General features: G+C 43.5%; 10 protein-coding genes. 6 read left to right on the top strand and 4 right to left on the bottom strand.

The features are described from left to right. Nucleotides 1-158 precede the first annotated feature (158 nt). Both OCV88_RS00765 and OCV88_RS00760 read left to right on the top strand, forming a co-directional pair. Entirely contained in the window at nt 159-1103 is a 945-nt protein-coding gene (locus tag OCV88_RS00765; protein ID WP_262590561.1) for a LysR family transcriptional regulator, read from the top strand. 140 nt (nt 1104-1243) lie between these two features. Next, nucleotides 1244-2401, top strand: coding sequence for a thiolase family protein (locus tag OCV88_RS00760; protein ID WP_158423743.1), 1158 nt, complete (start codon nt 1244-1246; stop codon nt 2399-2401). Nucleotides 2402-2463: 62 nt separating this feature from the next. Here OCV88_RS00760 and OCV88_RS00755 read toward each other — a convergent pair whose 3' ends face one another. Continuing rightward, a complete protein-coding gene (locus tag OCV88_RS00755; protein ID WP_158423742.1) occupies nt 2464-4272 on the bottom strand; it encodes a CocE/NonD family hydrolase in 1809 nt (602 codons plus the stop codon). Between the two features lie 279 nt (nt 4273-4551). Between OCV88_RS00755 and OCV88_RS00750 the strand changes: the two genes are divergently transcribed. The 4 genes from OCV88_RS00750 (at nt 4552) to OCV88_RS00735 (ending at nt 9331) form a co-directional block, all read left to right on the top strand. Beyond that, nucleotides 4552-5955: an MFS transporter gene (locus OCV88_RS00750; protein ID WP_158423741.1), complete on the top strand. Its 1404-nt coding sequence runs from the start codon at nt 4552-4554 to the stop codon at nt 5953-5955. 200 nt (nt 5956-6155) lie between these two features. After that, complete coding sequence (locus OCV88_RS00745; protein WP_158423740.1) at nt 6156-7622, top strand: FAD-dependent oxidoreductase; 1467 nt, start codon at nt 6156-6158, stop codon at nt 7620-7622. Between the two features lie 88 nt (nt 7623-7710). Next, nucleotides 7711-7956 (top strand): hypothetical protein, encoded by a 246-nt coding sequence (locus OCV88_RS00740; RefSeq protein ID WP_158423739.1) that lies wholly within the window; start codon nt 7711-7713, stop codon nt 7954-7956. 319 nt (nt 7957-8275) lie between these two features. Further along, nucleotides 8276-9331 (top strand): MBL fold metallo-hydrolase, encoded by a 1056-nt coding sequence (locus OCV88_RS00735; protein ID WP_262590560.1) that lies wholly within the window; start codon nt 8276-8278, stop codon nt 9329-9331. Between the two features lie 223 nt (nt 9332-9554). On the opposite strand, the gene OCV88_RS00730 is transcribed toward OCV88_RS00735, so the two are convergent. From OCV88_RS00730 to OCV88_RS00720, 3 genes are all read right to left on the bottom strand, one after another. Further along, the gene (locus OCV88_RS00730; protein WP_158423737.1) at nt 9555-10772 is read right to left on the bottom strand and encodes an MFS transporter; all 1218 of its coding nucleotides are present in this window, start codon (nt 10770-10772) and stop codon (nt 9555-9557) included. A gap of 16 nt (nt 10773-10788) precedes the next feature. Next, complete coding sequence (locus tag OCV88_RS00725; protein WP_158423736.1) at nt 10789-11697, bottom strand: 3-hydroxyacyl-CoA dehydrogenase; 909 nt, start codon at nt 11695-11697, stop codon at nt 10789-10791. Nucleotides 11698-11766: 69 nt separating this feature from the next. Next, the gene (locus OCV88_RS00720) at nt 11767-13575 is read right to left on the bottom strand and encodes a CocE/NonD family hydrolase (protein ID WP_262590559.1); all 1809 of its coding nucleotides are present in this window, start codon (nt 13573-13575) and stop codon (nt 11767-11769) included. Nucleotides 13576-13589 lie beyond the last annotated feature (14 nt).

Raw genomic sequence — 13589 nt, 5'->3', positions numbered from 1 at the left:
ACTTTCTACCTGTATATAACAGGCTATGCAATCAGAAAACAGCTGTCCGTTTTTTCGCGGCGGCTGTTTTTTGGGTTCTGGGAAAATTCTGCGAAATATGCTAATATCAATAGTAAGAAGCCCCGTATTTTTATACCATGATAAAGGATGTGAACGAAATGCAATTACGCCAGCTTCAATATTTTGTGGCAGTAGCTGAACAACTGAATTTCCGCAAGGCTGCCGAAATTTTATATGTAACCCAGCCTTTATTAAGCAAACAAATTGCAGATTTAGAAGCCGAGGTTGGATACCCTCTATTCACCCGCAATACCCGTTCGGTTTCTTTAACGCCGGCAGGTGAAATCATGCTGAAAGAAGCGAACAAGTTAATCCGCCAGTCGGATTCCCTGCTCTATTCGGTAAAGCGTGCCGCCAAATATGGAAACGCATACGGCTCCCTGCGCATTGGCTATGAAGAAGCCTTTGCCCAGGAAACATTGAGTCTTATTCTGAATCAGCTTCGGGAGCAATATCCGGCTATTGATGTAAATATCCAGCGTTTTTCCTCTAACGAGATAAAAAACGCGCTGCAAAACAATATTATTGATATTGGCTTTATTCTGCTTCCGGATAAATATCTTGGCACCCATATGGACTGCAGGATCCTTTCCTGCGACACCCTTAGTCTGGCAGCCTCCAGCAGACTTTTCAAGGACGACTGTACGCTGGAAAACTTTTTGCTGCTGGCGGAGCAGGCGCCTATCTGTCTCCTGGAAAAAAACGCAAAAGGACTGAATCTTATCAGCAATCTCTGCCGGCAAATGAATGTATATACAAATTTCATATTTGCGGAAACTATCCAGGACATGCTTGTATACGCAGAGTCCGGATATGGCATTTCTGTTATGCCGCACTCCTTTTTAAAATATCACAGCCATTCTCTGCTCTCGTACTGTGAAATCAAAAATCCAGACGCAGAACTCTGTATGGCCGCTATTTGGAATAAGGACAGTTCCTGTCCGCCGCGCAGCAGTCTGCTGGAAGTTTCCGAGTCTATGCATGTAGACTGTAATCTCTGTTCTAAAACCTGGTGCTGCATGAACAGACAAAAAACCCCCTAAATATTCTTTCTCTCTGCATTGATTATTAAGAATAATAATTGTGAGTAGAAAGAGTGATTTCTCCCGGAAAACAGCCTGCGCTATACTTATAATGAAAGCATTACCTTATAAAAAATATTTAACAGAATGGAGAAATCACTATGAATCAAAACGAGGCTGTCATTGTTGCCATTGGAAGAAGTCCTGTTACCCGGGGAAAAAAGGGTGGTCTTGCCCAAACTCATCCTATTGATTTTGGAGCACAGACATTAAAGGGCGTACTGCAAAAAATTCCGGAACTGAATGTGTCTGAAATCGACGACGTTATTGTTGGATGCGCTATGCCTTTTGAAACACAGGGATATAATATTGCACGTCTGATTGTTGAACGCGCCGGTCTGCCGGATTCCATTCCGGGAATGACAATTAATCGTTTCTGTTCCTCCGGACTTCAGGCAATCGCACTGTGTGCCCAGGCCATTATGTCCGGTCAGGAAACGATTATGATTGCCGGCGGTATTGAAAGCATGAGCACCGTATCTATGGCATTGGATTCCAATACGTTTGAACCATGGCTTGCAGAACACAAAAAAGGCGCTTACATGTCCATGGGATTAACCGCGGAAAATGTTGCATCAAAAAAGGGCGTCACCAGAGAGATGATGGAAATGGCTGCCGCTGCAAGCCACGAAAAAGCCTATGCGGCGCAAAAAGCCGGACTTTTAAATGAATATATCATACCGATTGATACGGTTTTTGACGGCGAAAGAAAAACGATTACGCAAGATGACGGAATTCGTCCGGACACTTCCCTGGAAAAACTTGCGGCATTAACTCCCTGTTTTCTGGAAAACGGATTGGTTACCGCGGCAACATCTTCCCAGGTCAGCGACGGTGCCGGCTTTGCTGTCATAATGTCGGCACAAAAAGCTGCCCGGCTTCATCTGAAACCGTTATTAAAATTTGTTGCATTTTCGACTGCAGGCGTTGACCCTGCCTATATGGGACTTGGTCCAATCGAAGCGGTTCCAAAAGTATTAAAAAAAGCAGGACTGACAATAAATGATATGGATACGGTAGAACTAAATGAAGCATTTGCCGCTCAAATGCTTCCCTGTATGAAAGAGCTGGAAATTCCATTTGAAAAAGCAAATCCATACGGCGGTGCAATGGCGCTGGGACATCCCATGGGAGCAACCGGAATTTTCCTGACGACCAAAGCGCTGACTTATTTGAATCACAATCATGGTAAATATGCACTGATAACCATGTGCATAGGCGGAGGCATGGGCGCCGCCTGCATTATGGAACGTCCATAAAAATAAGGTTATCCCTTATCTTTTCAAGATTCGGGATAACCTGTTTTTTGTATATTTATATTTTACCTTACAACATAATCTCCTACCTGATATTTAGGCGGAATAAATGGTATCTGCAAATATGCGTTATGCTTTCCTCCGGTATGAATTACCGCAGTTCCGTTTCCATTATCCGTATCATAATGCTGACGCGCATCTTCATACCACTCTGACTGAACAAAATGACCGGAAATTTCTATACGAATTCTTTCTCCCTTGTGCCAGATACGGGAATGGGGCCAGATTTCGATGTCTACAGGGTAAACCTCTCCCTCTTCCATAGGTTCTTCCCTGCGGTGTGCCTGTACCGGCTGGAAATCACTGCTCCATTTCGGATCCAACTCACGGTGCGTGCCTCTGAAATATCCCCAGGCTCCGCGATAATTTTCACCTGTACACCATTCCGGTACATATTCTCCATCCATGCTGTATTTCTTAACCCAGATAAACATATCCGTATTGTCATATCCTCTTACTTCCAGACCAAGGTGCAGCTTCATGTAACCAATAATAACCGTATCTTCCGGCACCTGGAAATCAAAAGATATAATATCTTTTTCCGGATCGTACGCGATTTCTGCTTCCTGTTCAAACGGCTCGTAACTGCCGGTTCCTGTTTTTGCATCCAGATAAATTTTCCGGTAATCCGTGCGGGCAATGGGGAACTCTCTTTCTTCATGATTTCTTTCAAAATCAAAATCATATGCGTCCATAATATCTGTACGAATCTTCGGCGTAAACTCCCAGCCATTGTGAATACCTTTGAGATAGCGGTCATAAAACCGGCGCAAATCTTCCAGATTTTCATAGTGATATGTATCCGGCCACTCCATTTCCCGGTGAATCCGCAGCCATTTTTTTGTAGAGCGAATACGGCGGAATCCCTCGACGGAGCCATGAAGATGGAAATGACATAATCCTGCGGTTACATATGCCGGAACGCGGATATTTTCCCATCTTGGGATTTTGCTTTCCCAGTAGTCGTCCATAAACGGATGCAGTACAGACATATTGCCCATGTCTTCTGCCCAGTTATTGCAGGCAATTCCCTCTACAATACCCTCATTAAATTTTGCGGCGGGAATGCCTCCCACGCATACGGATTCACGATACATATCTCCGGTTCCCTCCCACGGCGCAATACAAGCCAGATGAGGCGGCTGTTCCGCGGCAATTCTCCAGATAACCATAGCCACGCCGGAATTTCCTGTAAAGGATACTTTACCGCTGCACCATTCCTGCGCTGCTACCCATTCTGTAAAATCATATCCGTCCTGTCCGTCCTGTAATCCGAATGTGCTTACATCACCCTCGGAGTTTCCTACGCCCCGCGGGTCTACATTTGCCACCGCATATCCATGATGGCACCAGTAGCCGGGATCTGCAGATTCAAACTTTGCCCACTGGGATACCGTATGCGGCGGAACTCCCATTAATTTCCATGTACCCATGCCCTCTGACTGGCGTTTTCCAAACGGGCTCCAGGATACAATGACCGGCACTTTTTCTGTGGTATTGCCTGGACGGAAAATATCTGCATATATTTTGGTTCCGTCACGAAGTACAATACATACGTCCCTTTCACATAATATTCCCGGCTCCGCTTCAAAAGTATGCGGTTCAAGCTTCGGGCAAAAATTAGAAAATGTCATTTCACCCCGTTCACGCGCCGCGATTAATTTTTCCATTGTATAACCCGGATTTCCTTTTCGATACAAAACGTCAACTTCTTCTCCATTTACAAGCGTTTCTTTTTTAAATTTAAAACGTTCATTATTTGATTCCGGATTATATACCGGAATCCCTTCATATTTCTGCTCTTTCAGTCCCATTACATTTCCTCCTGTTTTTGATGGTAATATTTAGGAACGATTTCAACCGTCCTTTGTACATTTATGGTAGCATTCTATTCGCTGCCCAACAATGTTGCCAGCTCTCAAAATCTCCCTTTGTACCGCTCTATTTTTGTGTCTGATAACAAACAGATAAAATAATTATTTTTTAACATCAATGTTATAATCAACGCTAATTGGAATATTATAAACACGAATAGTATACTCACTATATGATAGTTCTGTTTTGCAGACACAACGTGAAAGGGGGATTTACATATGAATGTAAAGAAAAATATAACACAGGAAGAAGCCGGAAAAGCCCTTGCTTCAATGGGACCGCTTCCACTAAGTCAGAAAGTAGGTTACACATTTGACGGACTGGCTAACGTCTGGATGATGACAATTCCAATGTTTTTAATGACGTTTGCCACGGAAAATTTGAAAATTGCCGTGGGGCTGGTGGGCATGATTATGATGCTGGTTAAAATTTTGGATGGTTTTTCTGACATCCTTGCTGGTATTATCATTGATAATACAAAATCAAAAAAAGGCAAAGCAAGACCCTGGATTCTCTGGGTATCCGTTCCATATGCAGTTACTCTGGCGGCTGTGTTCTACATCCCCGAAACTGCAGGAATGGCAGTAAAAGTTGTTCTTTTAGCTGTTCTCTATGCATTAAGTATTTCTGTATTTGGAACAATCATTTCCGTTGCACGGACCGTTTTAATGACCCGTATGACTAACAATCCAAAAGAACGCGGACAGCTGGGCGTATTAAATGACGGCATATCCGCTATTCTCTGCGGCCTTTTAATGTCACTGACAAATATCTGGGCTATGAAAATAGGCTATGCAAAAATTTTTACCATATATGCCTGCGTAGCATTTCTGGCATGTCTGATTACCTATGCCCTCTGCCGGGAAAATGTTGGTGACCTGAATGATATTATGCTGGGAGAAAGGCGCTCTGTTAAAGTAAAAGATTTGTTTATTACACTTGGCAAAAATAAATATGCATTTATTTTATTAATCTATATCCTGATTCTCAATATAGCGAATACCATCATTCAGACCGGCGGCATTTATTACGCCGCAAATGTGCTTGGCAATCAGATACTTTATTCTAAATTTATGATATTTATGGTTATTGGAAATATCACAGGTTTTCTTATTGCCGCTCCTCTGGTACGCAGAATCGGTTCCAGAAAAATTTTTATCATCGGCTCTGTACTGGGCGCTATCGCTGCCGGAACCATGTTCTTTTCCGGCGGGAAAAGCTTTACAGTAATTTGTGCTTGTGTTTTAATCATTGCCGTTGCAGGTATTACATTTACTACAACACAGATCATGGCAATGACCGGCGAATGCGTGGATTATGGCGAATATAAAAATAATGTACGGGCAGAGGGAGTAACAAGCGCCATTGTTTCTATCGGAGTAAAAATCGGCGGTGCTCTCGGTTCCGCGTTATTAAGCGGAGCCATGTATGCCGGCGGCTATCAATCCGGCGCTGCCGTCCAGAGCACAGACGTTGCCGGCGCCATAAACTTTGCTTTTGCAGGTATTCCTATGATTTTCTATGCGGCACTCGCAATTATCTATATATTTACCTGGAAACTGGAAGGAAAACATGCCGAAATGATGGAACATATTATGAAAAACCGTCTGGCAGACATTTAAAAAAATTACTCTCCCAACCATATTTAAAATATCTGTGGTTCTGAAGCGGCCACAGATATTTTTGTGCGCAAAACCAAGGTTTTCCCCTTTCTTGCAGTGTTTTTTTGAATCTGTTCCAATGACACTTTTTCCTTCCGATAGTATGATTAAACCAACAAATAGAGATATGGCATATTTCATTTGAAAGGAGACTTTTTATTATGGGAACAAAAATTTCTGCCGACATCGGCATTATCGCTGCAGGACCAGCCGGTTTGTGTGCTGCTGCAGCAGCCGCTGAATCCGGCTGCAGCGTAGTTGTATTTGAAAAGGCCGCCGGTCCGGGCGGCGCCGCCAACATGGGAATGGGGCCATTTGCCGTAGAAAGCCGCATTCAGCAAAAATCCATGGTAAATCTTACAAAGGAAAAAGCGTTCCGACAGTTTATGGACTATGTACACTGGCAGGCAGACGCCCAGCTTGTACATGATTATATCTGGAAATCCGGCGATACCATTAACTGGCTCGAAGATATGGGCGTCCGTTTTGCCGCAGTCATGAAAAATTTTCCGGAGTCTGAGCAGACCTGGCATGTAGTTATGCCGGAGGGCGGCGGAATACCGGGACCACGCTCCGCTTCTGCTATGAATAAAGTAATTCACGAATACTGTGTGGATAACGGCGTTAAATTTTACTTTAATACACCGGCAAAAAAATTAATAAAAAGCGGCGATTCTGTTACCGGCTTTTATGCTTCCGGGACAGACGGGGAAGAATATGAAGTAACAGCCAAGTCAGTCATTATTGCCACCGGTGGTTTTGGAACAAATCCGGATATGATTCAGGAACATTGCGGATATACGCTGAACAAAGATTTATTTGATTTTATGATTCCCGGTATTATGGGAGACGGCATCCGCATGGCATGGGAGGCGGGAGCTGGTCACGGCCGCATGGAAATGGAACGTATCGGCGTTCCAAATCTCCCCGGAGCATCTCTCGGCGAATGGCCGCAGACTACTTTATTTATGCAGGCAGGTCCTTTGGCAGTCAATAAATCCGGTTATCGGTGCTGTGATGAAAGCGTTCTGCAAAACGGCTCCATTTGCGAAAACATTATTGATTACCAGCAGGATAAGGTAATGTACAAAATCCTGAGCGATGATATGGTAAAATATTACCGCAGAAACGGCATGGATTTCCCAAGCGAAGTATTCCACGGTAATCCTGCCGAAAATTTCGACGACAACATGCAAAGAGCCCAGGAGCAGTATCCGAATCTTGCCTTTGTAGCAGATTCCCTGGAGGATTTAGCGGAAAAAATGGGCATTAATGCCGACAATCTCCTTAATACGGTTGAACGCTATAATGATATGTGCGACGAAAACTATGACGACGATTTCGGGAAAAACCGAAACTATCTTCATCCTGTTACCGGTAAAAAATTCTATGCCCTGGAATTTCGTTGTAACGCCTATGGCTCCTTGGGCGGCATTAAAATAAATCATAATTATGAAGTTATTACCGATGATTACCAGGTAATTCCGGGATTGTATGCGGCAGGTACTGATGTCTGCGAAATCTACAACGGAACTTACTATTATTACTTCCCCGGCAATACAATGGGATTTGCATTAAATTCCGGTCGTATGGCAGGTGAAAATGCCGCAGACTTCGTTCAGGACTGATTTTTCAGATCATCATTAAAACTGTTTCCGGTGCAGCAAAAGAGCTTCTGTATCGGAAACAGTTCACTTATTTAGGAAAGGAAAAAGGATGTTAAAAGGAAACGAATATAAAGAAACCGTTAATCTGGACAATAAATTCCAACTGGATATGCTTCTTCATTATAATGAAACGGAATGGGAAATTAATTATTTTTTTGAACCCATGAAACAGGATGTGGTTGTTGCCGGCACCATTACAGACGGAAAGCTGGCAATCACGACAGACAGCTGCGGTTATTGTGAATCTATGCTGCCTGTTTTTCAAACACTCTATGAAAATGCACGAAAAGCATAGCTGAAAACGCTCCTTCCATATGATGCAAACCTGTAAGTATCAGGACAGAGTGACTTTTATAGGAGGATATGATAATCAGTTCGTTTTTGACCATCCCAGGGTAACAAAGGAGGAAATTCAGGCGGAAGTATACCGTACTATGGAACTGCTGGCACCTGGAGGTAGCTTTATTGTTTTTCCTCTGTCAATGAATTTTGAAATTGTTCCCGCTTTTATCGAAGAACATATGAAACACGCGATTTGTCTTTGGAGGAACAGGCAACTAAACCGTAGATATCAGAATTGTAATTCGGATAAAAAATGAATAAGGAGAATGGATATGAAAAAAAAATATATATTGTTCTGTGGAATTCTTACCCTAACCTTCTGTATGGGAATTCTGGCAGGATGCGGAAACACGGAAAACAACGGAAACGCACAGACAAGTAGTTCATTGTCGGAGTCGATATCAAAAACAAGAAACACGACAGAAGAGAATGAGATCGAAACCAAACAGAAGACGGTTGATTTTTCCGTTATTCCAGACGGCTTCCGAGTGGTAACCATCGGCTCCGGATCACCGGGAACAGATTTGGAACGTGGGAATGCATCCACGCTGGTACAGTATCAAGACAAGTATTTTCTGGTGGATTGCGGATACGGAACTTGTCAGACACTAACAGAACTGGGACTTGGGGTGGAACAGATTCATAATGTGCTATTTACACATCAACATGAAGATCACAACGCTGATTTTAATCATTTTCTTTTATCGGGATGGTATCACACGCCGGAAGGCAGAACTTCTATTACAGTTGTCGGTCCTCAGACACAGCTTCTGTATGACAGCGTGTATATGATAAATAAAGATGATATTGACGGAAGGATTGCTGTAGGGTCAATGCAAGAGGCAGGAATATCCGAGGCAGGAATCAGTGAAAATGTTCAGATTTATGATGTTACTGATACAGATTATAGTATGGAGCTGGACGGTGTCCAGATTGATATGCACAAAGTAACCCATGGAAATATGCAGGCTTATTCCATCCGATTCAGCGCCGGAAACCAGTCAGTTGTGGTAACCGGGGATTTGGGATATACGGATGATTTGTCCTCTTTCTATAAAGATACGGATATTCTGGTGGTGGATTCCATGACTCTGACCGGCTATTTCTCTCAAATGCCAGAGAAACAGGTGGAAAACATAATGACAGGAAACCATATGACAAAGGGACAAATGGCAAAAATTTTTGCGGATTCGGCAGCAAAAAATGTAATTCTCAGCCATGCAAACGGCGAGTATGATGATCTGCAAGCTACTATGCAGTATTTCAAGGAAAATGGATGCCAGGGAGAAATCTATGCAGCTTATGACGGGTTCACCCTGGAGCCATAAAACTGAAACAGAAATCATGAGAAAATCTCATCACAATAAATGAAAACTGGATGCTGGCTATATTCTAAATAGTGGTATACTAAAGGTGTAGAAAAAGATCGGAAGGGAATTATTGCTTCCCGGCCCGTGCGACGGGCTGATTTTCAGTTCCTTAAGTGTACCACTATTTGTTTCCATTAAGTTTTGATGAAGACGCAGTACAGCCGATAATTAAACAAACAGCTCAAGACTCTGCTGGTCGTCTGATACCTAAAAATGCTGCAAATCCAACAACTACAACACTTATCATCATTATTATCGTACTAAAATAGGAACCGCTGGTATCATAAAGCTTTCCCGCAATCGCGGACGCAAAAGAAGCAAATAACAGATTTGTATTAATCATCGGCAAATTCACAGCATAATGTGTTCTCCCAAAAAAATCACTGATAATAGCAGAATTTACAGGAGTCACCGCCCCATAGGCCAGTCCGCCTACAACAAATCCCATGATGATAAGTTTAAAATTATCATTTGCCAATGCCGCCAGCAAAATCAATGCTGCTAAAACAAATATTATCATATCCAGAAGCATTGTCATTCTATAACCCACTTTGTCAAAAAGAGTTCCGAAAATCACACGTCCTATACCATTGAAAACAGAAATTAATCCTACAGTTGTTGCAATAACCGCGGCGCTTACCTTTGGTCCAGCCTGCTGTGCAATTCCGCTTGCCTGTGCTATTAAAGCCAGACCCGCCGCACTTACCATAATTGCCCAGATATAATACATCCAAAACGCCTTTTTTTTAATCATTACGCCTGTCGCTACATCTGATGCCGGTTCCCGCACCTTTTCCCCATTTTCTCTGAGTGTCGGAGGAACAAAATCTTTTCCTGGCTTCACAAGAAAAATTCCTCCTATCATTACAATCACAAATATCAGTATTGCAAGAATACGAAAAGAATTCCTCCATGCACCTGTCTCTGTCGAAGTAAAGGCAGTATAAATTTTTCCAATAATAAAACTGCTCAGGCCAAAACCCATTAACAAAATACCAGAAATCATTCCCTGTTTATCAGGAAACCATACAGATACTGTACTCATAACGGTATTGTATGCTACTCCGCCCGCAAGTCCGCTTAAAATCCCAAACCCCAAATATAGCATGGATAACGTCTGCATATTGGAAGTAATAAGAAATCCGCACAACAACAATATTGCTGAAATCCAAAGTAAATATCTGCCTTTTATTTTTCTATTTAAAAAACCGGCGATTAATCCCCCTGCGCAAAACATCATCATTGTAATTGTAAAGGTCATAGACAACTGTGCTTTTGTCCATTCTGTAAATTCCTGCGCAATGGGAACAGACAATACACTCCAGGCATAATTAACGCCTACAAGCAATAATACTATCACACCTATTACTGCATAAAACCACCTGTTTCTATTTTTCATCTTCCCGTTCCTCCGTTTACAGCAGTCCGTGTAATTTCAATAGTTCCGCAAACATATAGTCCCGAAACCCGCAGACACTTTCCACCGTATTTCCCTGTTCCGGCAGACGATTTAAAATTTCCTGTTCTACGCCGGCTGCATAGAGTTTATCCTCCGCACTGGGCTCTTTTCCGTATTTCTCTGCCAAAGCCAAAAATCCTCCCTCGCAGCCAAGACTGATGGTTAGAAGCTGCCCTGTAACAGCCATACGCATACCGGGGCCAAACATAATTGCCTTGTCTATATCTTCCACGCTGCAAAGTCCGTTTTTTACCGCTTCCTGCGCTGCAGACATACATGCCCAGGACAACTTGTTTACCAGAAATCCCTCTACTTCTTTTTGGCAGATAATCGGCACTTTTCCAATCTCACAGAAAATCTCTTTTGCCTTTTCGATATTTTTCCGCGAAGTTTTCTTTCCGCCGCAAAGTTCAATTAAAGGCAGCAAATAAGACGGATTATACGGATGCGCCGCCATAATTGCCTCCGGATACAAAGCCCCCTCCTGCAATTTTGACGGAAGCAGTCCGGATGTGGAGCTGGCAATTAAAGTTCCTGCTCCTGTGATTTCCTGGATTCTGCCATAAACCGACTGTTTTAATTCCAGCCGTTCCGGCAGGCACTCTTCCACAAGCAGGGCTCCCTCCACAGCTTCTTTCATATCGCCCGTATAAGAGACAAGCTCCATTGCCTGTGCCGCCTGCTCTTTTGCGGCCGCTCCACATTTTACCATGATATCCATAATGTCTTCCATTCTCTTTTTTACAATTTCAAGATCACACACATCGTATAGTATGGTTCTGTATCCGTGCAGCGCGCTGTTGACGGCTAAACCCGCTCCTATCATACCGGCTCCAATAATTGTAATTTTTTTCTCTGCATTCATACTTATCCTCCTATGGAGCAGGAAAAGGACAGTATTTTGACTGCCCTTTCCTGTTTTGGGTCTCTTAGATTATTCTATAGCTTCATTTAAAGGAATGATTGGCAAAAGTAAGTGAGATGAGTATTTCGCATTCCTGTATATTTTGTGAACTGTGGTCTTGCTGCTGCATATATGATATGGTATATATTCTGCGTTAAACAATCCGCCTGTTCCTGTTGCCATATCCATGCTGGTAATTTCCAGGCATATCCTGTGTCCTTTTTTAAAACAGTTTGCCGTTGCCAGTATCTCTACATTATATTCATTGATTTCTCCCGGCACGATTTTCTGCTGTGCCTCTCTTGTATACAGATGCCATGGCTCCCATGCTTTTGAACGCTGGGCGTCAATCGCTCTGTGGGACGCCTTTAACCATCCTCTTGTCACTTCCCGTTCCGGCAAATCTTTTGGAATCTCTTTTTCACCCTCCCGTCCGGTTCGTACGGATTCATCCGGGCCGACATCTTTCAAAATTACAATCCAGTTTGTGTCTTCCTGGTCAATAGACGCATAGAAATTCAGGGAAATCGGGCCTGCCACAAGGGTATCTTCCGCCAGTGGTTCTGTCATATAACGCAGCTTGCTGATTTCATTTGTCTGTGTCGGAGGCATCTGCAAAAAGGCGTCCGGCTGCTCATACGCATCGCTGCCATAAGGATTAAATTCTTTTGTCCGCAGACGTTCCCAGCTGTCCAGATAATATTTTGTCCACTGTGTTTCAGGCAGCGGCCAGTCTTCTCCAGTACGCCACTGGTTACTTCCCATAACCCAGTATTTTACAGCCGCCTCTTCCATAATGCCGGTTTTAATCCCTTTCAGCCAGTAATCGTACCAGCGCAGCATTTCTTCTCTCAGGGAGTGGAACGGTCTTTCCATATGGGCCGGTCCTGTAAATACCAGTTTTTTCGGAACATCAATTCCATGATACCAGTGCTGCGCACCCTGAATGTGCGCCTTATAGGTATAGGCATACCAGCCGGAACCGGTGTATGCCGGGATCTGAATCCGTTTAAAATTTTCTTCCCCTGCTTTTGTAGATTCCGGATTGTCATAGGGATTTATCAGGCTCTGGAAAAGATGCGGATTTTTCTGCCCTTTCATTGTTAAAATATTATATACATGTCCATACATCCGATAATCCGGGTTTTCCATTGCCTCTTCCCACCACTGCTTCATTGGTTCTGACAGTTCGCCCGGATTTTTCTGCTGACTGTGGCCTACGTCCAGCAAATCCATCACATAATCCATCATCGGCAAAACGCCGCCCGGCTTTACATCGCGAAAAGACATTGGCCCGCCATATGCGCCCGCCGGGTCAAACGGAAAAATTGCTTTCAGGTGAGGCGGCTGCGTCGCGGCAGCCATAAACTGATTGGCGGCAAAATTTGAAATGCCTATCATTCCCACATTTCCATCACACCATGGCTGCTTCGCAATCCATTCAATGGTGTCATACTGGTCTGTCATTGCAAAGGGCCCGTCTTCTGATTTCCCGACATTGCGGGGATTCACTACAACGTGCGCATATCCCCGCGTTACAAAATACGTTGTGTCTCCTCCCTCAATGTTTCCAATCCACAATGTTGACCATGCCGGCTGTGTGGGCACGTTATGAAACATATCCGGTCCCAGCAGTTCTTTGTTATGAATACCGAACGACAGCAATGCGGGTACCGGTTCATTCATATCCGGGCGATAAATATCCCCGCACACGGAAATCCCGTCTCTCATGGGAATCATAACATCTTTTTCCCGGAGAATATTTTCACAAACCGGAATCCTGTCATAGGATGCAGACGGGGAATCCGATGGATCATATTTGTTAAAATAGTTGTTCATAAGCTCCTCCATTC

This window comes from Brotonthovivens ammoniilytica (assembly GCF_025566885.1).
Classification (GTDB): domain Bacteria; phylum Bacillota; class Clostridia; order Lachnospirales; family Lachnospiraceae; genus Brotonthovivens; species Brotonthovivens ammoniilytica.
Note: the sequence above shows the minus strand (reverse complement) of the source record. Positions and strands in the feature narration are given on the sequence as shown.

Excerpts from the sequence above, each read along its gene's own strand:
- OCV88_RS00765 (WP_262590561.1), top strand. The coding sequence starts at position 159 with ATGCAATTACGCCAGCTTCAATATTTTGTGGCAGTAGCTGAACAACTG.
- OCV88_RS00760 (WP_158423743.1), top strand. The coding sequence starts at position 1,244 with ATGAATCAAAACGAGGCTGTCATTGTTGCCATTGGAAGAAGTCCTGTT.
- OCV88_RS00755 (WP_158423742.1), bottom strand. The coding sequence starts at position 4,272 with ATGGGACTGAAAGAGCAGAAATATGAAGGGATTCCGGTATATAATCCG.
- OCV88_RS00750 (WP_158423741.1), top strand. The coding sequence starts at position 4,552 with ATGAATGTAAAGAAAAATATAACACAGGAAGAAGCCGGAAAAGCCCTT.
- OCV88_RS00745 (WP_158423740.1), top strand. The coding sequence starts at position 6,156 with ATGGGAACAAAAATTTCTGCCGACATCGGCATTATCGCTGCAGGACCA.
- OCV88_RS00740 (WP_158423739.1), top strand. The coding sequence starts at position 7,711 with ATGTTAAAAGGAAACGAATATAAAGAAACCGTTAATCTGGACAATAAA.
- OCV88_RS00735 (WP_262590560.1), top strand. The coding sequence starts at position 8,276 with ATGAAAAAAAAATATATATTGTTCTGTGGAATTCTTACCCTAACCTTC.
- OCV88_RS00730 (WP_158423737.1), bottom strand. The coding sequence starts at position 10,772 with ATGAAAAATAGAAACAGGTGGTTTTATGCAGTAATAGGTGTGATAGTA.
- OCV88_RS00725 (WP_158423736.1), bottom strand. The coding sequence starts at position 11,697 with ATGAATGCAGAGAAAAAAATTACAATTATTGGAGCCGGTATGATAGGA.
- OCV88_RS00720 (WP_262590559.1), bottom strand. The coding sequence starts at position 13,575 with ATGAACAACTATTTTAACAAATATGATCCATCGGATTCCCCGTCTGCA.